Annotated in this window: 27 protein-coding genes; 11 read left to right on the top strand and 16 right to left on the bottom strand. The window is 72.2% G+C overall.

The window, feature by feature from the left end; translation table 11 throughout:
• The first annotated feature begins 3 nt into the window (after positions 1-3).
• Both QRX60_RS38310 and QRX60_RS38315 read left to right on the top strand, forming a co-directional pair.
• Entirely contained in the window at positions 4-864 is an 861-nt protein-coding gene (locus tag QRX60_RS38310; RefSeq protein ID WP_285996344.1) for a dioxygenase family protein, read from the top strand.
• A gap of 5 nt (positions 865-869) precedes the next feature.
• Positions 870-1,823, top strand: a complete 954-nt coding sequence (locus QRX60_RS38315; protein ID WP_285996345.1) for a quinone oxidoreductase family protein — start codon at positions 870-872, stop codon at positions 1,821-1,823.
• On the opposite strand, the gene QRX60_RS38320 is transcribed toward QRX60_RS38315, so the two are convergent.
• On the bottom strand, positions 1,824-2,357 hold the full coding sequence (locus tag QRX60_RS38320) for a carboxymuconolactone decarboxylase family protein (RefSeq protein WP_285996346.1): 534 nt from the start codon (positions 2,355-2,357) through the stop codon (positions 1,824-1,826).
• A 398-nt stretch (positions 2,358-2,755) separates the two neighbouring features.
• Here QRX60_RS38320 and QRX60_RS38325 point away from each other — a divergent pair, with 398 nt between their 5' ends.
• The 4 genes from QRX60_RS38325 (at position 2,756) to QRX60_RS38340 (ending at position 7,131) form a co-directional block, all read left to right on the top strand.
• Positions 2,756-5,338 carry an FtsX-like permease family protein gene (locus QRX60_RS38325; protein WP_285996347.1) on the top strand — a complete coding sequence of 861 codons (2,583 nt, stop codon included), beginning with the start codon at positions 2,756-2,758 and terminating at the stop codon, positions 5,336-5,338.
• Entirely contained in the window at positions 5,331-6,023 is a 693-nt protein-coding gene (locus QRX60_RS38330) for an ABC transporter ATP-binding protein (RefSeq protein WP_285996348.1), read from the top strand. The genes QRX60_RS38325 and QRX60_RS38330 overlap by 8 nt, the downstream gene beginning before the upstream one ends.
• The gene (locus QRX60_RS38335) at positions 6,020-6,694 is read left to right on the top strand and encodes an ABC transporter ATP-binding protein (RefSeq protein ID WP_285996349.1); all 675 of its coding nucleotides are present in this window, start codon (positions 6,020-6,022) and stop codon (positions 6,692-6,694) included. Before QRX60_RS38330 ends, QRX60_RS38335 begins: the two co-directional genes overlap by 4 nt.
• 83 nt (positions 6,695-6,777) lie before the next feature.
• A complete protein-coding gene (locus QRX60_RS38340; protein ID WP_285996350.1) occupies positions 6,778-7,131 on the top strand; it encodes a VOC family protein in 354 nt (117 codons plus the stop codon).
• Here the strand turns inward: QRX60_RS38340 and QRX60_RS38345 are convergent.
• Positions 7,128-7,967 carry an oxidoreductase gene (locus tag QRX60_RS38345; protein WP_285996351.1) on the bottom strand — a complete coding sequence of 280 codons (840 nt, stop codon included), beginning with the start codon at positions 7,965-7,967 and terminating at the stop codon, positions 7,128-7,130. The two genes, QRX60_RS38340 and QRX60_RS38345, sit on opposite strands and share 4 nt — an antisense overlap.
• 98 nt (positions 7,968-8,065) lie before the next feature.
• Between QRX60_RS38345 and QRX60_RS38350 the strand changes: the two genes are divergently transcribed.
• The 3 genes from QRX60_RS38350 (at position 8,066) to QRX60_RS38360 (ending at position 11,474) form a co-directional block, all read left to right on the top strand.
• Positions 8,066-8,968 (top strand): LysR family transcriptional regulator, encoded by a 903-nt coding sequence (locus QRX60_RS38350; RefSeq protein WP_285996352.1) that lies wholly within the window; start codon positions 8,066-8,068, stop codon positions 8,966-8,968.
• A gap of 194 nt (positions 8,969-9,162) precedes the next feature.
• Positions 9,163-10,347 (top strand): cytochrome P450, encoded by a 1,185-nt coding sequence (locus QRX60_RS38355; protein ID WP_285996353.1) that lies wholly within the window; start codon positions 9,163-9,165, stop codon positions 10,345-10,347.
• A 47-nt stretch (positions 10,348-10,394) separates the two neighbouring features.
• Complete coding sequence (locus QRX60_RS38360; RefSeq protein WP_285996354.1) at positions 10,395-11,474, top strand: GDSL-type esterase/lipase family protein; 1,080 nt, start codon at positions 10,395-10,397, stop codon at positions 11,472-11,474.
• A 92-nt stretch (positions 11,475-11,566) separates the two neighbouring features.
• Here QRX60_RS38360 and QRX60_RS38365 read toward each other — a convergent pair whose 3' ends face one another.
• The 4 genes from QRX60_RS38365 to QRX60_RS38380 are packed head-to-tail and all read right to left on the bottom strand — an operon-like array spanning position 11,567 to position 13,718.
• The gene (locus tag QRX60_RS38365) at positions 11,567-11,866 is read right to left on the bottom strand and encodes a hypothetical protein (protein ID WP_247023286.1); all 300 of its coding nucleotides are present in this window, start codon (positions 11,864-11,866) and stop codon (positions 11,567-11,569) included.
• Positions 11,853-12,077, bottom strand: coding sequence for a hypothetical protein (locus tag QRX60_RS38370; RefSeq protein ID WP_285996355.1), 225 nt, complete (start codon positions 12,075-12,077; stop codon positions 11,853-11,855). The genes QRX60_RS38365 and QRX60_RS38370 overlap by 14 nt, the downstream gene beginning before the upstream one ends.
• Positions 12,078-12,123: 46 nt before the next feature.
• Positions 12,124-12,579: an Lrp/AsnC family transcriptional regulator gene (locus QRX60_RS38375; protein ID WP_285996356.1), complete on the bottom strand. Its 456-nt coding sequence runs from the start codon at positions 12,577-12,579 to the stop codon at positions 12,124-12,126.
• On the bottom strand, positions 12,576-13,718 hold the full coding sequence (locus tag QRX60_RS38380; protein WP_285996357.1) for a M24 family metallopeptidase: 1,143 nt from the start codon (positions 13,716-13,718) through the stop codon (positions 12,576-12,578). The genes QRX60_RS38375 and QRX60_RS38380 overlap by 4 nt, the downstream gene beginning before the upstream one ends.
• 208 nt (positions 13,719-13,926) lie before the next feature.
• On the opposite strand from QRX60_RS38380, the gene QRX60_RS38385 reads away from it, so the two are divergent.
• On the top strand, positions 13,927-14,874 hold the full coding sequence (locus QRX60_RS38385; RefSeq protein WP_285996358.1) for a 5'-3' exonuclease: 948 nt from the start codon (positions 13,927-13,929) through the stop codon (positions 14,872-14,874).
• On the opposite strand, the gene QRX60_RS38390 is transcribed toward QRX60_RS38385, so the two are convergent.
• From QRX60_RS38390 to QRX60_RS38405, 4 genes are all read right to left on the bottom strand, one after another.
• A complete protein-coding gene (locus QRX60_RS38390; protein ID WP_285996359.1) occupies positions 14,871-16,088 on the bottom strand; it encodes a GNAT family N-acetyltransferase in 1,218 nt (405 codons plus the stop codon). The genes QRX60_RS38385 and QRX60_RS38390 overlap by 4 nt on opposite strands.
• A 55-nt stretch (positions 16,089-16,143) precedes the next feature.
• A complete protein-coding gene (locus QRX60_RS38395) occupies positions 16,144-17,346 on the bottom strand; it encodes a GNAT family N-acetyltransferase (protein ID WP_285996360.1) in 1,203 nt (400 codons plus the stop codon).
• A 72-nt stretch (positions 17,347-17,418) separates the two neighbouring features.
• Positions 17,419-18,189 (bottom strand): DUF4333 domain-containing protein, encoded by a 771-nt coding sequence (locus tag QRX60_RS38400; RefSeq protein WP_285996361.1) that lies wholly within the window; start codon positions 18,187-18,189, stop codon positions 17,419-17,421.
• Between the two features lie 160 nt (positions 18,190-18,349).
• Positions 18,350-21,127 (bottom strand): DEAD/DEAH box helicase, encoded by a 2,778-nt coding sequence (locus QRX60_RS38405; protein ID WP_285996362.1) that lies wholly within the window; start codon positions 21,125-21,127, stop codon positions 18,350-18,352.
• Between the two features lie 191 nt (positions 21,128-21,318).
• On the opposite strand from QRX60_RS38405, the gene QRX60_RS38410 reads away from it, so the two are divergent.
• Positions 21,319-21,900, top strand: coding sequence for a hypothetical protein (locus tag QRX60_RS38410; protein WP_285996363.1), 582 nt, complete (start codon positions 21,319-21,321; stop codon positions 21,898-21,900).
• On the opposite strand, the gene QRX60_RS38415 is transcribed toward QRX60_RS38410, so the two are convergent.
• The 6 genes from QRX60_RS38415 to QRX60_RS38440 all read right to left on the bottom strand — a co-directional run bounded on the left by QRX60_RS38415 (position 21,897) and on the right by QRX60_RS38440 (position 26,375).
• Positions 21,897-22,778, bottom strand: a complete 882-nt coding sequence (locus QRX60_RS38415; RefSeq protein WP_285996364.1) for a diacylglycerol/lipid kinase family protein — start codon at positions 22,776-22,778, stop codon at positions 21,897-21,899. The genes QRX60_RS38410 and QRX60_RS38415 overlap by 4 nt on opposite strands.
• The gene (gene tatC / locus QRX60_RS38420) at positions 22,778-23,749 is read right to left on the bottom strand and encodes a twin-arginine translocase subunit TatC (protein ID WP_285996365.1); all 972 of its coding nucleotides are present in this window, start codon (positions 23,747-23,749) and stop codon (positions 22,778-22,780) included. Before tatC ends, QRX60_RS38415 begins: the two co-directional genes overlap by 1 nt.
• An 84-nt stretch (positions 23,750-23,833) precedes the next feature.
• Positions 23,834-24,130 carry a Sec-independent protein translocase subunit TatA gene (gene tatA / locus QRX60_RS38425; RefSeq protein ID WP_408630165.1) on the bottom strand — a complete coding sequence of 99 codons (297 nt, stop codon included), beginning with the start codon at positions 24,128-24,130 and terminating at the stop codon, positions 23,834-23,836.
• Between the two features lie 61 nt (positions 24,131-24,191).
• A complete protein-coding gene (locus QRX60_RS38430; RefSeq protein ID WP_285996367.1) occupies positions 24,192-24,404 on the bottom strand; it encodes a bacteriophage holin in 213 nt (70 codons plus the stop codon).
• Between the two features lie 10 nt (positions 24,405-24,414).
• The gene (locus QRX60_RS38435; protein WP_285996368.1) at positions 24,415-25,395 is read right to left on the bottom strand and encodes a helix-turn-helix transcriptional regulator; all 981 of its coding nucleotides are present in this window, start codon (positions 25,393-25,395) and stop codon (positions 24,415-24,417) included.
• Positions 25,392-26,375 carry a helix-turn-helix transcriptional regulator gene (locus tag QRX60_RS38440; RefSeq protein WP_285996369.1) on the bottom strand — a complete coding sequence of 328 codons (984 nt, stop codon included), beginning with the start codon at positions 26,373-26,375 and terminating at the stop codon, positions 25,392-25,394. Before QRX60_RS38440 ends, QRX60_RS38435 begins: the two co-directional genes overlap by 4 nt.
• Positions 26,376-26,379 lie beyond the last annotated feature (4 nt).

Here is a 26,379-nt window from a genome sequence, read left to right on the forward strand (position 1 = left end):
CCGATGCAGCTCGTCACCGAGGACAACATCACCGAGCTCGCCGCGCAGCGCTGGGCGAGCGCGCACGATCCGCGCACGGCGCAGGTCATGGCCGCTCTCGTCCGGCACCTGCACGCCTTCGCCCGCGAGGTGCGGCTGAGCGAGACCGAGTGGATGGCGGCCATGCGGTGGCTGGCCGAAACCGGGCAGATCAGCGACGAGAAGCGCGAGGAGTTCATCCTGGCCTCCGACGTGCTCGGCCTGAGCATGCTGGTGGTGCAGATGAACCACGCCTTCGACGCCGAAGCGACCCCGGCCACCGTGCTCGGCCCGTTCCACATCGACGGTTCGCCGGAGAAGGAGTTCGGCGGCGACATGTCCGACGGCCTGCCCGGCACGCCGCTGTACATCACCGGCACCGTCACCGGGCTCGACGGCTCCCCCGTCACCGGCGCGGTCCTCGACGTCTGGCAGGCCGACGAAGAAGGCGCGTACGAGTCGCAGATCCCGGACATCGACGAAGCCCGGTTGCGCGCGAAGTACGCCACCCGCGCGGACGGGACCTACTGCCTGCGCACGATCGCGCCCAAGGGCTACTCGATCCCGATGGACGGCCCGGTCGGCACGCTCATCCGCGGCACCGACATCAGCCACTTCCGCCCGGCCCACGTGCACTTCCTGATCAACGCGGCCGGCTACGAGCCGCTGATCACGCACCTGTTCCAGGAGGGCGCCGAATACCTCGACAGCGACGTCGTGTTCGGCACCAAGCAGGAGCTGGTCGTGTCGTTCGAGCACCGCGAACCCGGGCCGACGCCCGACGGCGGCGAGTCGGCACAGCCGTGGCTCGAGGCGCATTACGACTTCGTCCTCCAGCCCGTCTGACGCCGGTGCGCGCGGCGGAGATCCGGGCGGCGGGCGGTTCCCCGGTGGTGACCGACCGGCCGGTGCCCGAGCCCGGGGCGGGCGAGGTCGCGGTGAGCGTCACGGCGGCGCCGATCACCCCGCTCGACCTGCTCTGCGCGTCCGGTACGTCCTACTTCGGCCGGCCCGAGACGCCTTACGTGCCGGGAGTCCAGGGGGTCGGCGTGCTGACCCGCCCGACGCCGACCGAGCCGGCCGGCACCCCGGTCTGGTTCGCCACGACCGCGGGCATGCGGCCCGGGGACGGCAGCATGGCCGAGCACGCCGTCGCCGCGCCGGGCGATCTCGTCATCCTGCCGTCCGGGGCGGACCACGCGCTCGTGGCGGCGCTCGGGCTGTCGGCGGTGGCGGCCTGGATGTGCTTGACCTGGAAGGGAAACCTCATCCCCGGCGAGACCGTGCTCGTCCTCGGCGCCGGCGGCGTGGTCGGCCAGTCGGCCGTGCAGCTGGCCCGCGTGGCCGGGGCCGGCCACGTCGTCGCGTGCGCGCGCTCGGACGCCGCGTTGGAGCGGGCCCGGCGGCTCGGCGCGGACAGCGTGGTGCGGCTGGCCGAGCACGACGACGTCGAAAGCCTGGCGCGGCGGCTCGGCGACGTCCCGGTCGACCTGGTGATCGACCCGGTGTCCGGGATCCCGGCCGCGGCGGCGCTGCGCACGCTGCGCCCGGGCGGGCGGCTGGTGAACCTCGGCGGCGCGGCCGGCGACGAGTGCCCGGTGTCCTCGGCCGTGCTGCGCAGCAGGTCGCTGCACATCCACGGCTACACGAACAACGAGCTCGACGCCGACCGCCGCCGCGAAGCGCTGCTCACGGTGGTGGGGCACGCGATGTCCGGGACGCTCACCGTCGACTACGAGCGCGTCCCGCTGACCGAAGCCGCCGGCGCGTGGACCCGGCCGGGCCGGATCGTGCTGGTGCCCTGATCAGCGGCCGTAGCCCTCGGCGGCCAGCACCTTCCCCATCTGCTCGTAGGCCGCCGGGTCCTCCGGCGCGATGGTGGCCAGTCCGTCGACGTAGCGGTTGTACATGCAGAACGCCGCCGCGATGAGCACGGTGTCGTGCAGTTCGAGGTCCGTCGCCCCTTCGGTGCGGGCCGCGGCGACGAGCTCCTCGGTGACCGCGCGGCCGGTCTCGCGGGTCGCGAGTGCGATCCGCAACAGGGCCTTGATCTTCTCCGAGACGGGAGCGTCGTCGACGCCGGCGCACGCCGCGTCCACCACCGGGCGGCCGCCTTCGAGGGTTTCGGCCGCGGCGGCGGCGTGGCTGCCGTGGCAGAAGCGGCATTCGTTGCCGTTCGACACCACGGCCGCGATCAGCTCGCGCTCGCCGATCGTCAGCGTGCTCGGCCCGCGCAGGAGGGTCTGTGCCAGGTGGTTCAGCGGCACCGCGGTCTCCGGGCGGTAGGCCATCAGCGCCCGGATCCCGGGTAGCTGGGGGTCGAGCGGGATGTGCGGCATCGGTTCCTCCTCGCGGGGGTGACGATCTTCCCGTGGAGTCTTTCGGGTGGCGGCGGCCCGGCCAACCTCCGCGTTGCGCAACCGGGCCGCCGCCGAAAGGCTCAGCCGACGGTGAAGTCGTCGGCGTAGAGGGCACTTTGGCCGTACCAGCCGTGGACGTACACCGTGCCGCGGCGTACCACGGCGAGAACGTCTTCAGGGTTGGATCAGACCACTATCGACGTCAAGGTCTAGACCACTAAACCGGCCGGACGGCGGCACGCGTTGCTCATTCCCCAGTGGACCGCCGATGACGGCGAGTGAGCAACAATCGGATACAAAAACGTGCCAACTCCTGCGGTCTGCCGGTAACGTGCGCGTCCATGCGGGTGAAATGGGGGATGAATGGACAACGCAGAGTGACCAAGCCGTGGCGTGCGGCCCCGAAGGCCGCCCTCTCCAGCCCGCTCACACTGATCGTCGCGGCGGTGACCTCACTGCTCGCCTGCTTCCTCGGCACCGCCGCGATCCTGCAGGCCTCCGCGGCCGGCGGCGCGACGATCGCCTACCAGACCGGGATCACCTGCCCCGACAGCTACGGACCCGGGTTCGGCAAGGGCAACATCCCCGTCCAGGACATCCCGGCACTGACCGGCGCGGTGCAGCGCCACGCACCCGCGCACGGCTTCGGCCCGCCGGTCGTCGGCCAGTACACCACCGTCCTGCCCGGCACCCAGTTCAACGGCGACCCGAACTACAAGATCCGCCTCGCCTACCGCGACCAGGCCGGTCTGGACAACCTGACGCTCCAGCAGGGCACCCGCGCGCCGGGGCTGTGGCTGGGCAACGTCGTCGCCGACGCCGAGCACATCGGCGTCGGGACGAAACCCAGCATCCAGGGCATCGGGCTGCCGCCGGTCACCGGCATCTACCGCGACCTGCTCGACCCGCCGCCGCGCTGGTGGTGCTCGCAGCAGTCCGGCGCCGTCGTCGACCGGCTGGCCAACGACCCCATCGACTCGATCGTCTTCGCCACCGACCGCAAGACCTTCGACGACACCGTCAAGGCCCTCGGCCTGACCAGGCTGCAGTACTTCCACATCTCGTTCTACGAACCGGCGCCGACCACGCTCAGCGCGGCCGAAGACCTCCTGCAGCGCTCCCGCGACCTCATCGCCGACGTCCGCGCGGACCTCACCGCCCAGGGGCTCGGGAACCTGGTCGCCGCCGACGTCCCGACGTTCGACCGTTCGGTGCAAATCGCCCGCCAGGCCCAGGACAACGTGTTCGTCTCGATCCTGCCGCTCGCGCTGATCAGCGTCCTGGTCGGCTGCGCCGGCCTCGGCACCGTCGCCCTCCAGTGGTACCAGCGCCGGCACGCGCAGCTGCGGCTGCTCGCCGCCCGCGGCAGCGGCCCCGGCGCCCTCGGCGGCCTCGCCGTCGCCGAACTGGGCCTGCCGATCCTGCTCGGCGGCGCCCTCGGCGCGGTCGCGGCCCGGCTGCTGCTCGGCGTGTACGGCCCACCCGGCACCCCCGACCCCGAAGCGGAGCTGCGCGCCGGTGCCGTCGCGGCGGGCGTGCTGGTCGTGTCGTTCGCGCTGCTGGCCCTGGTCGTCGCCGTCCGGGCCCACCGGGAGTTCGAACTCGGCCGCATCCGCCGCGAAGGCAACCGGATGCGGCTGCTGGGCTACTTCCCGTGGGAGCTCGCGACGGCCGGCATGGCGTGGCTCGGCTGGACCCGCCTGGCCCACTACAGCACCGGCTCACGGCTCGGAAATCCATTACCCCAGGTCGACCCGCTGGCCCTGACCTACCCGGTGTTCGTCGTGCTGACCGTCGGCCTGCTGACCGCCCGGCTGGCGTGGCTGGCCCTGCACGCGTCCCACCGGACGCGGATCTGGTCGCGCCCGGCACTGCAGCTGGCGATCCGGCGGCTGGCCGGCGCCCGCGCCCCGGTGACCGGCGTCCTGGTCATCGGCACCCTCGCCATCGGCACGCTGGCCACCGGCATCGGCATCGCCAACGGCCAGGAAGCCGCGCTCGACACGAAGTCGTCGATCTTCGTCGGCAGCAACGCCCGCCTCGACACCGACAGCCCGATCGGGATGGGCACCGTCCCGATGCCCGCCGCACTGGCCGGCACCAGCACCGTCGTCGGCGAGCTGACCGGCACCGGCAGCGTCGTGCTGGTGGTCGACCCCGCGACCTTCACCCAGGGCGCCGCCGTCGGCGACATCCCGGCCGGCGACCTCGACGCGCTGCTGCGGCAGATCTCGCAACCGGACCCGAAGGGCACCCCGGTGATCCGCATCGGCCACACCGCCAAGCAGCGCCCGCAACTGCCGGACGGACTGCGCGACGCCGTCCCGGTCGCCGACCTGCCGGTGTTCCCGATGGTCGGCACCTCACCCGGCTACATCGTCTCCCGCACCGCGCTCGACCACGGGCAGCTGGACCGGATCCCGAAGTGGAGCGTCCTCACGACCGCGACGATGGCCGACGCCACCGCCGCACTGCGCGCCGCGGGCGTGTTCATCCCGAACCGGACCAGCCGCGAAACCGCCCTGGACGGCCTGCCGTTCTTCGTCGTGTCGTGGACGTTCTCGTTCGTGGCGCTGCTCGGCGCGGTCCTCGGGGTCGTGGCGATCCTCGCGCTGCTGGTGGCGGTCGAGGTCCGGCGGCGGCAGAACGCCCTCGCCGGAGCGCTCGTGCTGCGCATGGGCATGCGCCCGCGGACGCTGCTGGCGAGCCACCTGATGGAACTGGGCGCCCTCAGCGGACTGGCGATCATCGTCGGCGTCGTGTGCGGGATCTCGGTGGCGGGACTGTCGGTGCCGCGGTTCGACCCCGCGACCTTCCTCGCCCCACGCTCGGAACTGCCCGACCCGCTGCCGTTCGTGCTGACCGTTCTCGCCGTCGGCGTCCTGGTCGTGGGCCTGGCCGGCTGGATCGCGGTGCGCTCGGTGCGCACCGCCCGGACCGCGGAGCTGATCCGTGCCTGACAAACCGATCTTCTCCCTCCGCGGCATCGGCGTCGACTACCCGACCCCGGCCGGGATCGTCACCGGCGTCGACGACGTCACCTTCGACGTCCCCGCACGCGGCATGACCGTCTTCGCCGGGCCGTCCGGCTCCGGGAAGTCGACCCTGCTGCGCGTGCTGGGCCTGTTCGAACAGCCCGCCCGCGGCACGCTGACGTTCCAAGGCGCCGACGTCCGCAAGCTCAAGCACCGCGAACGGCGCGCGCTGCGACGCCACCACCTCGGACTGGTGTTCCAGAACCCGTCCGACAACCTGCTCGGCTACCTGTCGGTGGCCGAGAACCTGCGTGCCGCGGCCGAAGCCGCCGGAACCGACTGCGCCGCCGACGACATCCTCGGACAGCTCGGCCTGCACGGCACCGGCGACTGGAAGATCTCCGCGCTCTCGGGCGGGCAGCAGCAACGGCTCGCCTTCGGATGCGTACTCGCCGCGCGCTCGACGGTGATCCTCGCCGACGAACCGACCTCCCAGCTGGACGAAGCGTCGGCCGACCTCGTACTGGACACGCTGCAGTACCTGGTGGACCAGGACTTCGCAGTACTGGTCGCCTCGCACGACGAACGCCTCATCGACCTCGGCGTGCGCGTGGCCCGGCTGCACAAGGGCACGCTCGAAGGCATCGAAGAACGGGAGCCCCAGCCGTGACCGAGTCCCTCCTGGAAGCCGTCGGCCTGCGCCGCAGCTTCACCCACCCCAGCGGGGACATCGAGGTCCTGCGCGGGCTCGAACTGCGCGTCGGCGCCGGCGAGCTCGTCACGGTCTCGGGCCGCTCCGGTTCCGGCAAGAGCGCCCTGCTGGCACTGCTGTGCGGGTTCGACTCCCCCGACTCCGGCTGCGTGCTGCTCGACGGCGTCCCGATCAGCGGCGCCCCACCGTGGCACACCTGCGCCGTCCTGCCGCAGGCCCTCGGGCTCGCCAACGAGCTGACGATCGCCGAGAACGTCGCCCTCCCGCTGCGGCTGCGCTCGGACGTCCCCCGCCCCTCCCCCGCGGCGATCCACGAGCGGGTCACCGAACTCCTCGGCGAACTGGGCATCGGCGAACTCGGCGACCGCTACCCCCTCGAAGTCTCCTTCGGCCAGCAACAGCGCGTCGCCCTGGCCCGCGCGGTCGCCGGCCGGCCCCGGGTCCTGCTCACCGACGAACCGACCGCCCACCTGGACGCCGGCAGCACACCCCGGGTCCTGCGGCTGCTGCGCCGCTGCGCGTCCGAAGGCGCGGCCGTGATCGTCGCGACCCACGACGACGAAGTGCACCGCATCGCCGACCGCCGCGTCCGCCTCCTCGACGGAGTGCTCACCGCGCTGCTGGACTAACCGATCAGGAATCGAGAAGCGCTGGTCAACGGCCGCGAATAGCGTCGACGCCGTACCGCACCACCGACTTCAGGAGCACCACGATGAGCACCCAGGGGATCAAGACCGTTCTCCACCCCGTCACCGACCTGACCGCCGCCAAGGCCGTCTACACCGCCCTGCTCGGCATCGAACCCCAGGCCGACGCGCCCTACTACGTCGGCTACGACACCGAGGGCCAGCACATCGGCTTGGTGCCCAACGGCGCGCAGCAGCAGGGCATGACCGGCCCGGTGAGCTACTGGCACGTCAGCGACATCGCAGCGAAGCTCGCCGAGGTCACCGCCGCGGGCGCGAAGGTCAAGGACGAGCCGAAGGACGTCGGCAACGGCCGCTTGGTCGCGACCTTCACCGACGCCGACGGCAACGTCCTCGGCCTCCTGCAGGACCCCGCCTAGTCCAGCGCGGTCGCCCGGCTGACCTCCTCCCAGGCGGCCAGGTCCGCCGCCAGCGCCCGGTGCTGAGCGCGGATCGCCTCCACGGCGTCCGCGCCCAGCGCGAGGTGCAGCGGCGCGTCGGCACTGCCGACCGCCCGCACGATCGCCGCGGCCGCCTTGGCCGGGTCGCCCGGCTGGGTGCCGTCCATCGACTCGACCGCGTCCCGCGTCCCCGACGTCGACACCGCGTAGGCGTCGATCGTGCGGGAGCGGTGCATCCGGTCGCCGCCGAACTCCGTGCGGAACGCACCCGGCTCCACGATCAGCACCTGCACCCCGAACGGCTTCACCTCTTCGGCGAGCGCCTCGGACAGGCCTTCCAGCGCGTACTTCGCCGCGCTGTAGGCACCGAACCCGGGCATCGACAGCTGCCCACCCATCGAGCTGATCTGCACCACCGTGCCACCACCCTGCGCCCGCAGGTGCGGCAGCACCGCCTTCGTCACCGCCACCGCCCCGAAGAACATCACCTCCATCAGCGCGCGCAGCTCCTCCAGCGTCAGCTCCTCGACCGCGCCGACCGAGCCGTTGCCGGCGTTGTTGACCACCACGTCGATCCGGCCGAACTCCTCGAGCGCGGTCTTCACCGCCGCGTCGACCTGACCGGCATCGGTGACGTCCAGCGCCGCCGTCCGGACCCGGTCCCCGCCACGATCCCGCAGGTCGGCCAGGGTCTCCGGGCGCCGCGCGGTGGCCAGCACCCGGTCACCCGCGGCCAGCGCGGCCAGCGCGATCTCCCGGCCGAACCCGGCCGAGCAGCCGGTGACCAGCCAGACGCGGCCGTCGGTGTTCGTCATCTTCGCGTTCCTCCCAGTGGTTTCCTCCCCGCCATCCTGGGGACGATCACCACCGCACCGCCAACACCGATCTCCTGCCGGGGCTACAGTCCGAGCCTGTGACCCCCAAGTTGCGCCAGCTTCGCTACTTCGTCGCCGTCGCCGACGAAACCAGCTTCACGCGCGCCGCCGCCGGCCTGCACATCGCCCAACAGTCGCTCTCCCAGCAGATCACCGTCCTCGAACGAAGCCTGGGCGCGCGGCTGTTCGACCGCGACGCGCGCGGGACCCGCCTCACCGCCGTCGGCGAGCTCTTCCTGCCGGAAGCCCGCGCGGTCCTGGCCCGCGCCGACGAAGCCGTCGCGACGCTCGGGCGGGCCGTACGCGGCGAAATCGGCACCGTGCGCCTCGCGTTCCTCACCACCACGGCGAACTACCTGCTGCCGCCGATCGTCCGCGCCGTCCGCGAACGGTTCCCCGACCTCACGGTCACGACGGCCGAAGCCTCGATCGCCGAACTCGTCGACGGCCTGCGCGAACGCCGCTTCGACCTCGCGTTCACCCGGCCGCCCCTGGTCGAAGGACTGACGTCCCGCACATTGCTGACCGAAGAAGTGTGCGCCGTCCTCCCGGCCGACCACCCGCTGGCCGGGCGCACATCGCTCAAGCTGGCGGACCTGGCCGGGGAACCGTGGGTCCTGACCCCGCGCAGCAGCTGGGAACCCTGGCACCGCAGCTACGACGCCGACTTCGCCGCCGCCGGCTTCACCCCGCGCGTCGTCCAGCGAGCCGCCACCGTGCAGGGACTCCTGGGTCTCGTCGCGGCCGGGGTCGGCGTCACGAGGCTGACCCGCTCGTCGCACAGCCTGCGGCGCAGCGGCGTGGCGTTCGTGCCCCTCGAGGACGACGTCGCCCGGACCGAACTGGTGTGGGTACCCGGCCACGACAACCCGGCGGTCCCGGTGATCGCGGACGTCGCCGCCGAACTGGCGGCGACCACCGACCTGACCGAAGCGGGCTAGCGCCTCGCCGGAATCGCGTGGGATGCCCGCTCTCGCCGGGTTCACATCGAAAGTTGATCGACAAGCCCATTTGGTTGACGAGCATCCTCACCTTTTCTTGTTGACGCCCAACCGGCAACGCCAATAGCCTGTGCAATGTCAACGAATGAATTGCTTCGTTCTGGGGAAATCGGTTTCAGCGAAGGAGCCGCGGGATGAACTCGCCCGAAGTCCGCCCACCCTCACTGGAAGACGGCGGCGCCGCGCTGTTCGCGTGGGTCGACGAGATGCGCGAGAACCACCCGGTCATCGAGGACGACGACGACACCTGGCACGTATTCCGGCACGCCGACGTCCGCCGCATTTTCACCGATCACCAGACATTCTCCTCCGACCCGGGATTGCTGCTCCCGGACACCGCCGAAGCCGTCCGCGGCAATATGGCCGCCGTCGACCCGCCGGTCCACCACCGCCTCCGGAAACTCGTCAGCAAAGCCTTCACCCCGAAAGTCGTCGCCGACCTCGAACCGCGGATCGTGACCGCCACCGACACCCTCATCACCGAAATGGCCGAACGGGACGACCCCGACCTCATCCGGGACCTCGCCTACGCACTACCCGTCGTGGTCATCGGCGACCTGATCGGCATCCCACCCGAGGACCGCACCCTCTACCGCGGCTGGGCCGACGCCCTGCTCGCCGGCGGCGGCCCCCAAGAAGACGGCACCTCGCTGACCGAAGTCATGGAGAACTACCTCTCCGCCCTGCTCGCCCAACGCCGCCGCACTCCCGAAGACGACCTCTTCAGCGCCCTCGCCCACGCCGAAGTCGACGGCGAACACCTCGCCGACCACGAGGTGCTCAACTTCGCCTCCCTGCTGCTGGCCGCCGGCCACATCACCACCACCATGATGCTCGGCAACACCGTGCTGTCCCTGCACGAGTTCCCCGAAGCCGCCGCCGCGGTCCGCCGCGACCCCAGTCTGGTACCCAGCCTCCTCGAAGAGGTCACCCGTCACCGCCCGCCGATCATGCGCCTGCTGCGGATCAGCACGACCGACGTCGAACTCGGCGGCGTCACCATCCCCGCCAAATCCATGGTCACCCCCTGGGTACTCGGCGCCAACCGCGACCCCCGCCACCACACGCGCCCGGCCGAATTCGACCCACGCCCCCGCAAGCAAACCAACCTCGCCTTCGGCGGCGGCGTCCACTTCTGCCTCGGCGCCCCGCTGGCCAGGCTCGAAGGACGAGTGGTGTTCGAACAGCTGCTGGACCGCTTCGCCGACATCCGCGTCCGCGACGGCGTCCAGGTCGGCTACCCCTCACCGATGATCTTCGGCGTCCGCGAGCTGCCGGTCGAACTGGTCCCCCGCCACACCATCGCGCGCTCGGCGTGACCGGTGACGCACCCCCGCCCGATCACTGATCCGTAGACTCGACGACGATGCGACGTCTTCGGTGGTACTGGGGGGCACTGGTCCTCGCGTGCGTGGTCCTGCTGGCCGGCTTGTTCGTCTTCTTCGGCTCCGAAAGCAAACTCGGGCAACCCCAGCCACGGCAGGGCCCACCGGGCACCGGGCCGCTCACCGTCGTCGCGATGGGAGACAGCACTGTCTCCGGCGAAGGCGCCGGCCAGTACACCGCCACCACCAACGGCCAGGGCGGCAACTGGTGCCACCGCTCCCCCAACGCCTTCGTGGACAAGATCGCCATCCCCGGCATCACCGCGCACGTCAACCTCGGCTGCTCCGGCGCACCCGCCGAACAGGTCGCGCTCGGCGACGTCAAGCAGTGGACCGAGCCTTCACAGGCGCAGCAGCTGGCCGCGCTGGTCAAGGACCACCGCGTCGCCGCGGTGGTCATCGCCGTCGGCGCCAACGACGAGCCGAAGTTCTCCAACCAGGTGACCGACTGCTTCAAGGCGTGGTTCAACGTCGGCGGCCCACCCTGCAGCACCGCACTGAAGCAGACCTGGCAGTCCAAAGTGGACGCAATGGTGCCGAAGGTCGCCACCGCCGTGTCGGACGTCAAGAAGGTGCTGGCTTCCGCCGGGTACGTCCCGGCGGACTACCAGCTGATCCTGCAGTCCTACGCCGCCCCGATCGGACCGGACCTGCCGGAGGACCTGCGCAGCCTCAACGGCTGCCCGTTCCGCGTCGAGGACCTGCGGTGGATCTCCCAGACCGGGATCGGCGTGCTGTCGGCGGGCCTCAAGTCGGCCGCCCAGCAGACCGGCGCGCGGTTCCTGGACCTGGCGAAGGCAGGGGTCAAGCACGAGGCGTGCAGCGGCGGCGCCAACCCGGCGACGGAGTGGTTCACGCGGCTGACGCTCCAGCTGGCGGACCTCGGCCAGGCCGACCGGGCGGGCCACGCGCTGCAGGAGTCGTTCCACCCCAACGCGGCCGGCCACGCGGCGATCGCGAACTGCCTGACGGAGTTCATCGCCGCCCGCGACGGCAACGCGTCCTGCCTCGCGGGCGCGGACGGCAAGCTGCACGCGGCCCCGGAGGTCGTGGCGCGCTGACTCCCCTCGTCTTTTGCGGCTTTGAGGGTGACATATGCGCTTACCGGACCGCTGTTTTCCTACCTGGACCCACGGTATAGGTCGTTATACATTCAGAGATCGAGAGCTGCTCGCAGCGCGATGTCGATGCGCTCCTGGACGTCCAGGTCGATCTCCGCGATGCGCTCGTCGAACCACGGCCGGTAGAGCCGGGTCAGGTTGAGCGTCGACACCCAGTACCGGGCGTCGATCGCCACGCCGAGGATGTCCTGCGGGTCGCGTTCCAGGAGTTCGGTGCCGAGCAGCCAGGGGCGCTCGGACTCGTTCACCCCGTCCGAGGACAGCAGCACCACCGTGCGCTGCCGGGCCGGTTCGGTCGGGGGGTGGTACGTCCAGACTTCACCCCTGCGCACGCAGATCCTTTTCCGCCGCGCTGCGCTCGGCCTCGTCCGACTCCGCGAAGACCGGTTCCGGCTTCTGCGGGGTGTATCCCGTGCGAACCGCCTCGCGCCGGGCCGCCTTCGACAGCCAGGACGAGACCGAAATCCCGTGTGCCTTCGCGGCGCGTTCGGCGAATTCCAGCGCGCCGCTGTCCAGCGAAAGAGTCACCTTACGTGTTGCCATACCTTTTACCGTACCAGCGCCCCGGCCGCCGGGCGGGGCGCCGGGGTCAGAACGTCGGCGAACGTCCCTCGAACGGCGTAGAGAGCACCACCGTGGTCCTCGTCGACACCTTCGCAGCCTCCCGGATCCGGCGCAGCAGGTCCTCCAGGGCCAGCGGCGACTGGACGCGCACCAGCAGGATGTAGGACTCGTCGCCGGCCACGGAGTAGCACGACTCGATCTCCTTGATGTGCTGGATCCGCTGCGGGTAGTCGTCCGGCGCCCCCGGGTCGTTCGGCGTCAGCGAGATCAGCGCCGTCAGCGGCAGCCCGATCTGCTCGCCGTCGAGCCGCGCGGTGTAGCCGAGGATGACCCCGCGCTGCTCGAGGCGGCGCACCCGCTGGTGCACCGCCGACACCGACAGCCCGACCCGTTCGGCGAGGTCGGTGAAGCTGCGCCGCCCGTCGGCCGCGAGTTCCTGGACGATCGACTGGTCCAGCGGTTCCAGTCCGCCGAGCGTCATGCGTTCAGCACGACGAGCTCGTGCGGCTGGTTGTTGACGGACTCGACGCCGTCTTCGGTGACGATCACGATGTCTTCGATGCGGGCGCCCCACCGGCCCGGCTGGTAGATGCCCGGCTCGACGCTGAAGGCCATGCCCGGCTCCAGCGGCAGCGCGTTGCCGGCGATGATGTACGGCTCTTCGTGCACGTCCAGGCCGATGCCGTGGCCGGTGCGGTGGATGAAGTACTCGCCGAAGCCTGCCTCGGTGATGACGTCGCGGGCGGCCGCGTCGATCGCCTCGGCGGTGACGCCCGGCTTCACCGCGGCCACCGCGGCGGCCTGGGCACGCTGCAGCACCGCGTACGTCTCGGCCACGTCGGCGTCACGCGGCGTGCCGACCGCGTAGGTGCGGGTGGAGTCGGAGTTGTAGCCGGCCGGCAGCGGGCCGCCGATGTCGACGACCACGACGTCACCCTTCTCGATGACGCGGTCGGAGACGTCGTGGTGCGGGCTCGCGCCGTTCGGGCCGGACCCGACGATCACGAAGTCCGCCTGGACGTGGCCCTCCTCGACGATGGCCGCGGCGATGTCGGCGCCGACCTCGGCCTCGGTGCGGCCGGGCCGCAGCCACTCGTGGACCCGGGCGTGCACCCGGTCGATGGCCGCGCCGGCGTCCCGCAGCGACGCGACCTCCGCGGCGTCCTTGCGCATCCGCAGCTCCCGCACCACTGGCCCGGCGAGGGTCTGCTCGGCCGCACCGAGCGCACTCCGCAGGGCGAGCACGTGCAGCGCCGGGGTGAAGTCGCTGACCGCGACACGGCCGGGCTTGCCGAGCCGGTCCGCGACGAGCTCGTACGGGTCGACGCCGTCCACCCAGGTGAGCAGCTCGACGCCGAGCTCGTCGGTCGGCACGTCGGCGTAACCGGGTGCCTCCAGCTTCGGCACGACCAGCGCGGGAGTGCCGTCGGCCGGGATCACGAGGGTGGTGAGGCGCTCGAACGAGCCGCCGGCCTGGCCGATGAGGTAGCGCAGGTCGGAGCCGGGCGCGATCAACAGGGCGTCGGTGTCCGCGGCGGCCGCGGCGGCGCGGGCGCGGTCCAGGCGGGCGCGGAGTGCGGCGGCGTCGGGGGCGGGCGTGTGGAGGGAACGGCGCGACATGAAGCCGAGCCTAGCCGGGTGGCCCGGGTGATCGGCTCGCCCGGGGCCACGACATGCCGGTCCGGCACCGCTCCCCCGGCCGCACCTGCGGGCATGCCGGATCGGGCGGCGCCCCGCCCGGCTCCCTCCCTCTCCCCCGGTGCTCTTCTTCCGCACCGCGGGTGCGTGGCGCATCCCCCGCGACGGCCGGGCGTGGCAGGCTGAGCGGGTGACCGGACCCCTTGCCCTGCTCGACTCCGCGAGCCTCTACTTCCGTTCGTTCTTCGCCCTGCCCGACTCGATGCGCGCCGCCGACGGCACGCAGGTCAACGCGGTGCGCGGGTTCGCCGACACGATCGCGCGGATCCTCACCGACCGGCACCCGTCGCGGCTCGTCTGCTGCCTCGACGCCGACTGGCGGCCGAAGTTCCGCACCGACCTGCTGCCCAGCTACAAGGCGCACCGGGTGGCCGAGGAGACCGGCGGCGGCAGCCCCGACGTCGAAGAGGTGCCCGACACGCTCACCCCGCAGGTCCCGATCATCCTGGACCTCCTGGAGGCGTTCGGGTTCGCCACGGCGGAGGCGGCCGGCTACGAGGCCGACGACGTCATCGGCGCGCTGGCCACCCGCGAGAAGGACGCCCCGGTCGAGGTGATCACCGGCGACCGGGACCTGTTCCAGCTGGTGCGCACCGAGCCGACGCCCACGTCGGTCATCTACGTCGGCAAGGGCTGGGCCAAGGCCGAGGTGCTCGGGCCGGCCGAGATCGCCGAGCGCTACAGCCTCCCCCGCGAGACCGCCGGACCGGCGTACGCGGACATGTCCATGATGCGCGGCGACCCGTCCGACGGGCTCCCCGGCGTCGCCGGCATCGGCGAGAAGACCGCGGCCAAGCTGATCACGCAGTTCGGCTCGCTCGACGCCCTCCTCGAAGCGTCGGCCGCGAGCGATCCCCGCGTCCCCCTCAAGACACGGCTGCGGCTCGCCGACGCCGCCGACTACCTCGCCGTCGCGCCGACCGTGGTCCGGGTCGCCGTCGACGCGCCGGTGGAGCAGTCCCGCCCCGACACCGTGCCCGCGACACCCGCCGACCCGGACCGCGTCGCCGAGCTGGCCGAGCGGTGGAACCTCGGCAACTCCGTCGAGCGGCTCCTCAAGGCCCTCCCCGGCGCCTAGAAGAACGTGCCGCACCACGGCGCGGCGAGGGTGGTGAACAGCTCGTCGGCACGGGCGGCCGCGGCCGCGTCGCGGACCTCGACACGGCCGGCCTGCGCCAGCTCGGTCGCACTCCACTGCCCCAGGTACAGCATGCCGAGGGTGTCGACGTCGAGCGCCAGGTCCGCGGCGGCGTCCGTGCGGCGGGCGCCACCGGGAGAGACCTCGTAGTGCCCGGTGTTGGCCGGCAGCATCCGGTCGGTCACCGCGAGCACGACCGGATCGGCCGCCCGGTACGTCCGGGCGCCGAGCGCGGCGGCGACGTCGACCGGCCGAAGCCACAGGTCGTCCTCGATGTCGGTGGTGCGGGCGTGCCGGTGGTCGGCCAGCATCAGGGCCAGCGGCTCGTCGACCGGACGGTAGCGGGCCCGCACCCCCGAGACGAGGTCGACCGACAGCAGGAACCGCCAGAGCGCGGCCCGCGCGACCGGGTCCGCGGCGTGCAGCTCGCGGACCTTCAGCACGGCCCCTTCGTCGGGCGACTCCAGGGTGCGGCGGTCCACGGTGTCGTACACGACGAACCCGTCGTCGCCGTCAGGTCCACTGTGGACGACCACGACGTGGCTGCCGTGCGGCCCGGCGATGCGGTCGTGCGCGATCGGCCACCACCCGGCGGGCCGGCCGATCATCCCGGCCCGGTGCAGCCCGATCCGCCGGTACAGCGCGGGAATCTCCTTCACGGCCTCCTCCGGCGTGAGCATCCGGACGTCCCCGCCCACCGGCACGCGCTCGTGGAGCCGGGACGCGGGCACCGGCAGCCACACCGTCTTGCCCAGCGCGGCCGAGCCGTAGCCGAACCGGCCGTAGATGGTGGGTTCACTGGCGTGCAGGGCGGCCAGGGGGATCCCGCGCGCGGCGAAGTCCTCCAGCTGTGCCGCCATCATCGCGGTGAGGACGCCGCGGCGGGTGCGGTCGGCGCGGACACCGACGCCGTCGACCGCACCCAGCGGCAGGACGGCGCCGCCGGGGACCGCGATCTCGGTGTCGAAGGCACTGGCGATCCCGATCGGCGTGTGGCCGTCGAACGCGCCGAACTTGTGCGCCGCGGGCCACGAATCCCCGTACCGCGCCCAGGACTCGTCGCTGATCCGGTCGCTGTGCAGCGAGCGGCCCAGCAGGTCGAACGTGGCGCGGCGCTCATCCTCGGCCACGGGCCGGACGTCGAAGTCGGTCATGGCGCCGATCCTGCCGTCCGGCCCCGGCCGAGGCATCCCGATTTCAGCCGCCGGCTCAGAAGTGCGTGCCGCTCCACGCCGCCACCCGTGTCCCGAACAGCACGTCGGCGTTCGCCGCGGCTTCCGGGTCACGGACCTCGATCCGGCCCGCATCGGCCAGCGCGGACGGCCGCCACGTGCCGAAGTGGACCATCGCGAGAGTCGTGACGTCGAGACGAAGCCCGGCCGGCTCGCCGGTGCGCTCGGCACCGCCGGCAGTGATCCGGTACCTGCCGCTGTTGCCGGGCAGCAGCGGATCGGCCACCTCGACGACGACCGGCGCGGCGGTCCCGTACTCGCGGGCGGCCAACGCCGCCGGGACGTCGACGAGCCGGACCCAGTGCTCGTCGCCGATCCGTTCGACGGTGCTGCGGCGGTGGTCGGCGAGGATCAGCTCGATCGGCTCGTCGAGCGGACGCGCCTCCGCGACGATCCGGTCGACCAGGTCGATGCCCAGCAGGAACCGCCACAGCCCGGCGAACGCGGCCGGCGTACCCGGGAACAGGTCCACCAGGTGCAGGCTCTTCGTCCACGGGTGCGCCTGCAGACCGTCGACGAAGTAGGTGGCGAAGCCGTCGGGCCCGTCCGGCCCGTGGTGCACGGCCGCCTTGACCGGCTGGGGGTTGCGGCGCGCCTGGCCCTCGTACAGCCGCCACAGCACCTCCGGCCGGGACATCGCCCCGGGACGGCGCGGCAGGCTGTCGTAGACGCCCGGAAGCACCTTCAGCGCCTCGTCCAGCTCCAGCAGCTGCACCTCGCCGGTCGCCGGCGCATCGGGGTGCAACCGCGCGCGGTGCCGGTCGACGGAGTAGGTGCGGTACCGCGTGGCCAGCCCGTAGCCGAACCGGCCGTAGATCGGCGCCTCGGACGCGAGCAGGCTCGCGAACACGACACCACGCCCGGCGAAGTCCTCGAGCTGCGCGGCCATCATCGCCCGGAGCACACCCCGGCGGGTCCGGTCGGCCCGCACCGCGACCCCGGTGACCCCCGCCATCGGCCGCCGCGCACCCCCGGGAACCGTCAACTCGGCGTCGAACGAGCGGGCCGTGCCGATCAGGTCCGGGTCGAACGCGCCGATCGTCCCGCCGGGCTGGAACACGCGGGACGCGTGCTCCCAGTCCGTGTCGTCGCTCGGCGGCACGTGCAGGCTCGCGCGGAAGAGGTTGCTCGCCGCGCGGTGCTCACCGGGGTCCAGCGTCCGGATCTCGAAGTCGCTCATCCCCGGATCATCTCCGGAAACGACGAGGTCCGGCCACCGCAATTCTGCGGCGACCGGACCTCGTGCACACAGCTACTTCGTGGCGGGCGGGGAAACCTCGTAGTTCCCGCCGTCACCCTTCACCGTGATCGGGATCTGCTGCGGCTTGCCCGCGATCGTCGCGGTGCACTCGAACTTCGCCCCGTCCTCGACCTTCTGCTCGGCCGGGCAGGTCACCCCGGTGACGCCGTCGATCTTGTAGGTCTCGGTGAGCAGCTTCTGCACGTCGGTCTGCATCTGCGTGTTGTTGAAGACCTGCGTCTTGAAGAACCCGGGCGCCACGAACCCGAGGATGCCGACCACGGCCACCACCACGACCAGCGCGACGATGCCGATCAGCAGGCCCTTCTTGGACTTCGCCGGCTGCTCCCCCTCCGGTGCACCCTGGCCGGGGAACTGCTGCTGGCCGTAGTCGTACTGGCCCTGCGGCGGCTGCTGTCCGTACTGAGGCTGCTGCTGCGGGCCGCTCTGCGGGTACGCCCCGCCGGGCTGCTGCCCGTACTGCGGCTGCGCCTGCGGGCCGCTCGGCGGATACCCGCCGCCGGGCTGCTGCCCGTAGGGCGGCGGCTGCTGGCCCCACTGCGGCTGCTGCGGCGGCGTGTACCCACCCGGCTGCTGGCCGTACGGCGACGGCTGCTGGGGCTGCTGCGGCTGACCACCCCACTGCTGCTGGTTCGGGTCGTACGAAGGCGGCTGCTGCCCCCACTGCGGCTGCTCCTGCGGGCCGCTCGGCGGGTACGCGCCGCCCGGCTGCTGCCCGTACTGGGGCTGCTGTGGGTCGTTGCCGCCATACGGCGTGCTCATCGTCTGCCTCCGCCTGCTTCGCTCATCTCGCTGTCCACCCCGAAACCGCCGTAAAGCCGCGTACACACGGTCTTGCAGGCGATCCAACCACAGGTCGGAGCCGAGCACACGTGTCCACGCCCTCCGCCCGCCCCACCGGCGAGCAGGCCTAACACGGAGTTCACGCGGCGCCCGCGGCGACGACCCCCCGCCGCAGCGCCTTCACCGCCTCGGCCGCCGCCGCACCCACCGGATCGCCCTTGCCGAGCACGTCGCGGATCTGGTCGAGCAGGTCGATGACCTGACGCGACCAGCGCACGAAGTCACCCGCCGACAGCTCCTGCCCGTTGGCCTCGGCCGCCGTGAGCACCTTCTCCAGCGACTCGCCGCGCGCCCAGCGGTAGACCGGCCACGCGAACCCCGCGTCCGGCTCCCGGGTGCGGTCGAGCCGGTGCCGCCGCTCGTCCTCGGTGAGGTCCACCCACAGCTTCACCGTCTCCTGCCACGCCTCCGGCACCGCGCCGCCGGGCAGCCGCGGCTCCCCGGCGGTGTCCCGGCGAGCCTCGAAGACCAGCGTCGAAACGACCGCGGCCAGCTCGGCCGGACCGAGCCCGCGCCACACGCCGTGCCGGATGCACTCCGCGGCCAGCAGATCGGACTCGCTGTAGAGCCGGGTCAGGCGCCGGCCGTGCTCGGTGACGCGGTCCTCGCCGTCACCCGCCGACTCCGGCCCGAGGTACCCGCGTTCGCCGAGCAGCGCCAGGATCCGGTCGAACGCCCGCGCCAGCGAGTGCGTCGTCGCCGCGACCTTCCGCTCCAGCTGCTGGGTTTCCGCCGCCAGCCGTTCGTACCGCTCGACCCAGCGCAGGTTCGCCTCGCGCTCGGCCAGCCCGTGGCACGGGTGCGCCCGCAACGCCCGCCGCAACGCCGCCAGCTCACCGTCCTCGTTCGCTCCGGACCGCCGCTTCTGCCTGCCCGGCAGCGAAATCCCCGCGTTGCGCAGCGTCGAAGCGATGTCCCGGCGCGTCTTCGGCGACCGCAGCTCGATGTGCTTGGGCAGCTTGATCCGTCCCAGCGCCTCGACCGGCGCCGGGAAGTCGGCCACCGACAACGGACCCGACCACCGGTCCTCGGTCACCACGACCGGACGCGGCTCGCGGATCGGGTCGAGCCCCGGGTCGACGACCACCGCCAGCCCCGCCCGCCGGCCCGCCGGCACCGCGATGACGTCACCCTTGCGCAGCTTCTCCAGCGACTCCGCGGTCCCGGCCCGCCGGGTCGCCGTGTTCTGCCGGGACAACGCCTTCTCCCGCGTCGAGATCTTCGCCCGCAGCTCCACGTACTCGAGCATCTCGTCGAAGTCGCCGGTGATGGCGGCCGCATACCCCTTGAGGGCTTCCTTGTTCCGCTCGATCCGGCGCGCCGTGCCGACCACCGACCGGTCGGCCTGGAACTGCGCGAACGACTGTTCCAGCAGCTCACGGGCCTCCGCCGCACCGACCTGGGCGACCAGGTTCACCGCCATGTTGTAGCCGGGCCGGAACGACGACCGCAGCGGGTAGGTCCGCGTCGAGGCCAGCCCGGCGACCTGCTTCGGATCGACCCCCGGCTGCCACGCGACGACCGCGTGCCCCTCGACGTCGATCCCGCGCCGCCCGGCCCGGCCGGTCAGCTGGGTGTACTCCCCCGGCGTCAGGTCGACGTGCGCCTCGCCGTTGTACTTGACCAGCCGTTCGAGCACGACCGTGCGGGCCGGCATGTTGATCCCGAGCGCGAGCGTCTCGGTGGCGAAGACGACCTTCACCAGACCGCGGACGAACAGCTCTTCGACGGTCTCCTTGAACGCCGGCAGCAACCCGGCGTGGTGCCCGGCGATCCCGCGCTCCAGCGCCTCCCGCCACTCCCAGTAGCCAAGCACGCCCAGGTCGCCCTCGGGCAGCTCCGACGTGCGCTCCTCGATGATCCGGCGGATCTCCTCGACCTCGCCCGGCCCGTTGAGCCGCAGGCCCGACCGCACGCACTGGCCCACGGCGGCATCGCACCCGGCCCGGGAGAAGATGAACACGATCGCCGGCAGCAGCCCCGCCCGGTCCAGCTGCTCGACGACGTCCACCCGCGACGGCGGCCGGAACCGCGGCATCCGCGACGGCGCGCCCCGGCGCCCGCGCGGCCCGCGGAGCCCGGCGGGCGCGTACTGGCGGCCGATCTCTTCGGTGCGGCGCAGCAGGGTCGGGTTGATCCGCAGCTCGGCGCCCGGCGCGTGGACGTCGTCGCCGGCGAACAGGTCGAGCAGCCGGTTCCCGACGAGCATGTGCTGCCAGAGCGGTACCGGCCGGTGCTCGTCGACGACGACGGTCGTGTCGCCGCGGACCTCGACCAGCCACTCGCCGAACTCCTCGGCGTTGCTGACCGTGGCCGACAGCCCGACCACGCGGACGTGCTCCGGCAGGTGCAGGATCACCTCTTCCCACACCGCCCCGCGGAACCGGTCGGCGAGGTAGTGGACCTCGTCCATGACCACGTAGCCGAGGTCGATGATCGTCGAGGAGCCGGCGTAGAGCATGTTGCGCAGCACCTCGGTGGTCATCACGACCACCTGCGCGTTGCCGTTGATCGAGGTGTCCCCGGTCAGCAGGCCGACGGCATCCGGGCCGTACCGGGCCACCAGGTCGCCGTACTTCTGGTTCGACAGCGCCTTGATCGGCGTGGTGTAGAAGCACTTTCGGCCCTCGGCCAGCGCCAGGTGCACGGCGAACTCGCCGACGATCGTCTTGCCGGCTCCGGTCGGCGCGCAGACGAGCACGCCGTGACCGCCCTCGAGGGCCTCGCACCCGCGGATCTGGAACTCGTCGAACTCGAAGGACGCTTCCGCGGCGAAGCGCGTCAGCTGGGGGTACTTCCCTCGACGCGAGGAGGCCGCATAGGCCTCGGCCGGGGACTGAGAAGGGCTACTGGCCACCTCGTCAGGGTTTCACATCCCCCTGACGGTCCGCACGCGGCGTGACCGACGGCGGTGGTCGTCCTTGCGGGTTCTTCTTCGGGCTTGCGGCCGAGTGACGGCTACAAGCCCGAACATCGCCATGCCGTATAGGGCGTTATACACCGATCATCCGGCGGAACCGGCCCCGGGTGGGCCACGTCGGAGGCTGCATGACGGATCCGTGCCCCAGCTGCGGGCTGGTGGACCAGGTGCAGCACGTGCCCGCGGTCTACCAGGGCGGCCACTCCTTCTTCCGTGGCCAGGGCCCGGCGGTCGCCGTGCCCACCGGCGACGGGCTCGGCTACACGAGCAGCCAGGTCAGCGGGGTCTCCGTCACCGCGGTCGCCCGCGCGCTGGACCCCTTCCCTCCCCCGCGCCGCAGCGGCGGGCTGCTGGCGGCGGTGATCGTGCTGGCGATGGCCGGGAGCTGTTTCCTGCTGCTGCCGTTCTCGGCGTTCGACGACCCGCCGCCGGGCGGGGCGGGGGCGCGGGCGCTGGGCATCGCGGTGATCTCGCTGCCGGCGGTGGCGATCTACGTCGCGACCGGCGTGCTGATCTGGCTGTACGTCCGGCGGGTCCGCGCCCACCGGCGGCAGCGGCGTGGGGTTCCGGCCGCGACGCAGCTGTGGGAGCAGGGCTGGTTCTGTCACCGCTGCGGGGGTGTGTACTTCGCGGACGCCCGCGCCGAGCGGCTGCTGACGCCGGCGCACTTCCGGCAGCTGGTCGCGCGGGCCGGCGGCTACGACCGTTAGGCCAGGACGGTCAGCGCGCCCGGGACGCAGCTGACCGTCACCGGCACGCTCCCCTGCGGCTCGCCGTCGGCGTAGGCCGGCCAGTCGTTGCCCGTCAGCGAGACCGAGCGGGCGCGCAGGGTCCGGACCGCGGGGTGCGTGAGGTGCTTGCCCGTGCGCAGGCCCGGCAGCATGCGGATCAGGCCGCGGCGGGTCATGTCCCCCACCACCGTCACGTCGAAGACGCCGTCCTCCGGGTCCGCCGTCGGGCAGATCGGGACGCCGCCGCCGTAGAAGCGGGTGTTGCCGACCGCCACCAGGGTCGCGTCGAGCTCGAGGCGGTCGACGCCGGTGTCGACCACCACCGGGCGGGGGCGGAACGCCGCCAGCTCGGCGAGGATCGCGACGTCGTAGCGGCGCGGACCGGACGGCCAGCGCATCCGGTTGGCGCGTTCGTTGACGCCGGCGTCGAAGCCCGCGCACAGCACCGTCGCGAACCACGTGGCACCCACGCGGCCGAGGTCGATGCGCCTCCGGGCACCCGACCGGAGCGCCGCCACCAGGGCGTCGACCGCGGGCAGCGGCTCGCCGGGGACGCCGAGGGCGCGGGCGAAGTCGTTCCCGGTGCCCGCCGGGACCAGGCCGAGCGCGACGCCGTGGTTCGCGCAGAACTGGACGCCCTGGTGGGCGGCGCCGTCGCCGCCGAGCACGATCAGGACGTCGAGGCCCGCGTCGTGGGAGGTCCGCATCAGCTCGCGGGACTCCTCGACGGAGTTGGCGACCAGCACGTCGAGGCGGTCGACGGCGGTGCGCAGCCGCTCGGCGACGGTGTCCGCGATCCGGGCGGCCGCGCCGTGCCCCGAGGCCGGGTGGACGGCGAGCGCGGCGTGGATCCCCACTACGTGACGTCGTCGGTGCTCGAGCGGCCGCCGGACGCGGTCGGCGTGGACGGCTCGTCGTCGATCTTGCTCGGTGTGTAGTCGAACGGCGCGGCTTCGTCGTCGGCGAGCTGGTCCCAGCCCTCGTCCGCGCGCTCCCGGTCCTTCTTGCGGTCGTGCAGGCGGGCGATCTGGATGGACAGCTCGAACAGCACGGTCAGCGCGCCGGCCAGGCCCAGCATCGAGAACGGGTCCGAACCCGGGGTGACGAAGGCGGCGAAGACGAACAGCGCGAACACGATGCCGCGGCGCCACTTCTTCAGCTGCCGGTACTTGACCACGCCGACGCGGTTGAGCATCACCACGAGCAGCGGGAGCTCGAAGCTGATCCCGAAGATGATCAGCAGCGACAGCATGAACGAGATGTACTTGTCGGCGGTCAGCGCCGTGACGAACTCGTCCTGGCCGAAGCCCATCAGCAGCTGCAGGGCGTGCGGGAACAGCATGTACGCCAGCACCGCGCCGGCGGCGAACAGCACGGACGCGAACCCGACGAAGGTCAGCGCGTACTTGCGTTCCTTGGAGTACAGCCCGGGCGCGATGAACGCCCAGACCTGGTACAGCCACGCCGGCGAGAACAGCACGGCGCCGGCCGCGAGGCCGACCTTCAGCTGGATCATGAACGCTTCGAACGGCACGGTCTGCAGCAGCTGGCAGCCCTGGTGGCCGTTGAGCCGCCGATCCGGCGGGATGGCGCAGTAGGGGTCCTTGACGATCTCGCCGAGCGACGGGATGGGCCCCACCTTGGTGCTGAACCAGAAGAAGCCGAGGATGCCGCCGACGACGACGGCGAGCAGCGCGAAGCCGAGCCGGCGGCGGAACTCGTAGATGTGCTCGATGAGCGTCATCGTGCCGTCGGGGTTGGTGCGACGGCTGCGCTTGCGCCGCTTCGACCGGCGGCTGGTGCCGTTACCGGAGGCGGGTTCCGCCACGGGATGTTCCGTTCTCGTCGGTGTCCGCCGGAGCGCGCCGGGCCGGCGCGCTCCGTGGACCAGGGACCGGGTGGCGCGAGGCCGTCAGCTCGCGTTCTTCTGCGGCTGGTCGGCGGCCTGCTGCTTCTTCAGCTCGTCGAGCTGCCGCTGGAGGTCCGCGACCTGCTGGTCGGTCGCGGCACTCGGGGTCGCCGGAGCGGGCGTGGCCGGGATCTGCTTCGTCTCGACCGGCTCGGCGTCCTCGTGCGAGGCGCTCTTGTCGCCCGCGAGGTCCTTGGTCTCGGCCTTGAAGATCTTCATGGACTTGCCGATCGACCGCGCCGCATCGGGAAGCCGCTTGGCCCCGAACAGCAGCACGACGAGCAGCACCAAGATGATCAAATGCCATCCTTGCAATCCGTTGGCGAACAAGATGGCCTCCTATCTGCGTCTGGTAGGGATGTTACTGGTTTTCCGGTTTCCGGCGGCGCTGCGCGAAGGCGACGCGCAGCGCGGCCGACCGGGCGCGGACGAGCCCCACCCGGTCCTGGGTGTTCGTAGCCACCATGCTTGCGGTCTGCTTGAAACCACGCAAGACCTTGGCGGTTCGCACCAGCAGGACGACGAGCAGCAGCAGGCCGATCGCGACGAGCACGACGGTGGGCAGGTACGGCACGTCGATCACCCTAGTGGTCGCAGGTTGACGGAAGGTGACGGGCTCGGGCCACCGCGTCGGCCGCACGGCGTCCGACGTCGGACGCGAGGTCGGCCGGGCTCTCCACCAGCGCTTCTCCGCCGAGTCCCAGCACGAGGCGCACCATCCAGGACTGGTCGGCGTAACGCATCCGGATCCGCAGCCGGCCGCCGTCGAGCTCGTCGAGCTCCTCGCAGGGGTAGTACTCGGCTACCCAGCGTGCATCCGGGTCGAGGACCAGCACCGCCTCCCGCTGATCGGGACGCTCGCGGAAAACACCCTCGGAGATATCGGTGGGGTGGGCGTGGGCCGGTGGGCGCGAAGGCTCTTCCAGGACCGTCAGCTCGTCGATCCGGTCGAGCCGGAACAGCCGGACGCCCTCGGCGCGGCGGCACCAGGCCTCGAGGTAGCCGACGGCCTGGACGATCAGCAGCCGCATCGGGTCGACCGTCCGCTCGGTGATCTGGTCCTTGGACGCGGTGTAGTAGCGGATCCGCAGCGCCCGCCCGTCCCGCAGGGCCCGGGCGACCTCCTCGCGGGTCCGCGCGGTCTTCTTCCCCTCGCGCACCCCGCCGCCGACGACCACCCCGGCGGGCTGGGCCTGCCCGGCCGCGGACTCGATCTTGGCGATCGAGCGGCGGACGGCGTCGCCGTCGAGCACGCCCGGCGTCTCGGCCAGCGCCCGCAGCGCGACCAGCAGCGCCGTGGCCTCGCCGCCGGTGAGCCGCAGCGGGCGGTTCATCCCGGCGTCGTGGGTGACGACGATCGTGTCGCCCTCGAAGGACAGGTCGATCAGGTCGCCGGGGCCGTAGCCGGGCAGCCCGCACATCCACAGCAGCTCGAGGTCCTTGCGCAGCTGCCTCGGCGTGACGTCGAAGTCGTGCGCCGCCTCGTCGATCCGGATGCCCGGGCGCGCGAGCAGGTAGGGCACGAGCGCGAGCAGTCTCGGCATCCGGTCGGTGGACCCGCTCACCGGGCGCTCCCCTGCCGGGCCACGACGGCTTCGAGCCGGTCCTGGACGGTCTTGGCCAGCACGTCGGGTTCGAGCACCACGACGTCGGGGCCCTGTGCGGTGATCCAGTCGGCCGCCGACTCCGGGAAGTAGAGCCCGATCTCGACGAGGTCGCCCTCTTCGCCGTCGATCGTGCAGCGGCCCAGGACCGTGCCGCGGCGGCGGACCCCGGCGGCCCGGCCGTCGGCGACCCAGAGCCGGGCGGTGGTGACCGGGGCCGGTTCGGACGCCCCCGTCACCGACACGAGCTTGAGCAGGTTGACGCCCTCGGGACGCTGCACCGCGCCGGGCTTGCCGACCGGGTGGACCTTGCCGGTGACGCGGGAGAGGCGGAAGCAGCGGGTGGCGCCGCGGTCGCGGTCGTGCCCGACGACGTACCAGCGGGCCCGCCACGACACCACGCCCCACGGCTCGAGGGTGCGCATGATGCGTTCCGGCGAGCCGCTGCGGCGGTACTCGAAGCGGACGGCCTGGCCGTTCTGCACCGCGGCCAGCAGCGGCCCGAACGCCGGTTCGGCGCGCACGCGCGGCTCGACGACGGTGGGTGCCTGGTCGTCGACCTCCAGGCCGGCGGCGCGCAGCTTCACGAGCGCGCCCTGCGCCTGCCCGGTCAGCTCCGGGGAGTCCCACAGCCGGGACGCGAGCGCGACGGCGGCGGCCTCGTCGGGGGCGAGGTCGATCTCGCCGAGTTCGTAGTCGCGGCGGGCGATGCGGTAGCCCTCGATGGCGTCGAAGGCGGAGTTGCGGCCGGTCTCCAGCGGGATGCCGAGCTCGCGCAGCTCGGTCTTGTCCCGCTCGAACATCCGGAAGTAGGCCTCGTCGCTGGCCGCGTCGCCGTATCCGGGCACGATGCCGCGAATCCGCTCGGCAGTGAGGTACTGCCGGGTGGACAGGAGGGCCAGCACCAGATTGACCAGCCGTTCGGCGCGTGCGGTGGACACCCGG

This window comes from Amycolatopsis mongoliensis, assembly GCF_030285665.1.
GTDB classification, from domain to species: Bacteria; Actinomycetota; Actinomycetes; order Mycobacteriales; family Pseudonocardiaceae; genus Amycolatopsis; species Amycolatopsis mongoliensis.

Excerpts from the sequence above, each read along its gene's own strand:
- QRX60_RS38310 (WP_285996344.1), top strand. The coding sequence starts at position 4 with ATGCAGCTCGTCACCGAGGACAACATCACCGAGCTCGCCGCGCAGCGC.
- QRX60_RS38380 (WP_285996357.1), bottom strand. The coding sequence starts at position 13,718 with ATGTCGCGCCGTTCCCTCCACACGCCCGCCCCCGACGCCGCCGCACTC.
- QRX60_RS38390 (WP_285996359.1), bottom strand. The coding sequence starts at position 16,088 with ATGACCGACTTCGACGTCCGGCCCGTGGCCGAGGATGAGCGCCGCGCC.
- QRX60_RS38360 (WP_285996354.1), top strand. The coding sequence starts at position 10,395 with ATGCGACGTCTTCGGTGGTACTGGGGGGCACTGGTCCTCGCGTGCGTG.
- QRX60_RS38340 (WP_285996350.1), top strand. The coding sequence starts at position 6,778 with ATGAGCACCCAGGGGATCAAGACCGTTCTCCACCCCGTCACCGACCTG.
- QRX60_RS38320 (WP_285996346.1), bottom strand. The coding sequence starts at position 2,357 with ATGCCGCACATCCCGCTCGACCCCCAGCTACCCGGGATCCGGGCGCTG.
- QRX60_RS38395 (WP_285996360.1), bottom strand. The coding sequence starts at position 17,346 with ATGAGCGACTTCGAGATCCGGACGCTGGACCCCGGTGAGCACCGCGCG.
- QRX60_RS38400 (WP_285996361.1), bottom strand. The coding sequence starts at position 18,189 with ATGAGCACGCCGTATGGCGGCAACGACCCACAGCAGCCCCAGTACGGG.
- QRX60_RS38355 (WP_285996353.1), top strand. The coding sequence starts at position 9,163 with ATGAACTCGCCCGAAGTCCGCCCACCCTCACTGGAAGACGGCGGCGCC.
- QRX60_RS38375 (WP_285996356.1), bottom strand. The coding sequence starts at position 12,579 with ATGACGCTCGGCGGACTGGAACCGCTGGACCAGTCGATCGTCCAGGAA.
- QRX60_RS38370 (WP_285996355.1), bottom strand. The coding sequence starts at position 12,077 with ATGGCAACACGTAAGGTGACTCTTTCGCTGGACAGCGGCGCGCTGGAA.
- QRX60_RS38410 (WP_285996363.1), top strand. The coding sequence starts at position 21,319 with ATGACGGATCCGTGCCCCAGCTGCGGGCTGGTGGACCAGGTGCAGCAC.
- QRX60_RS38345 (WP_285996351.1), bottom strand. The coding sequence starts at position 7,967 with ATGACGAACACCGACGGCCGCGTCTGGCTGGTCACCGGCTGCTCGGCC.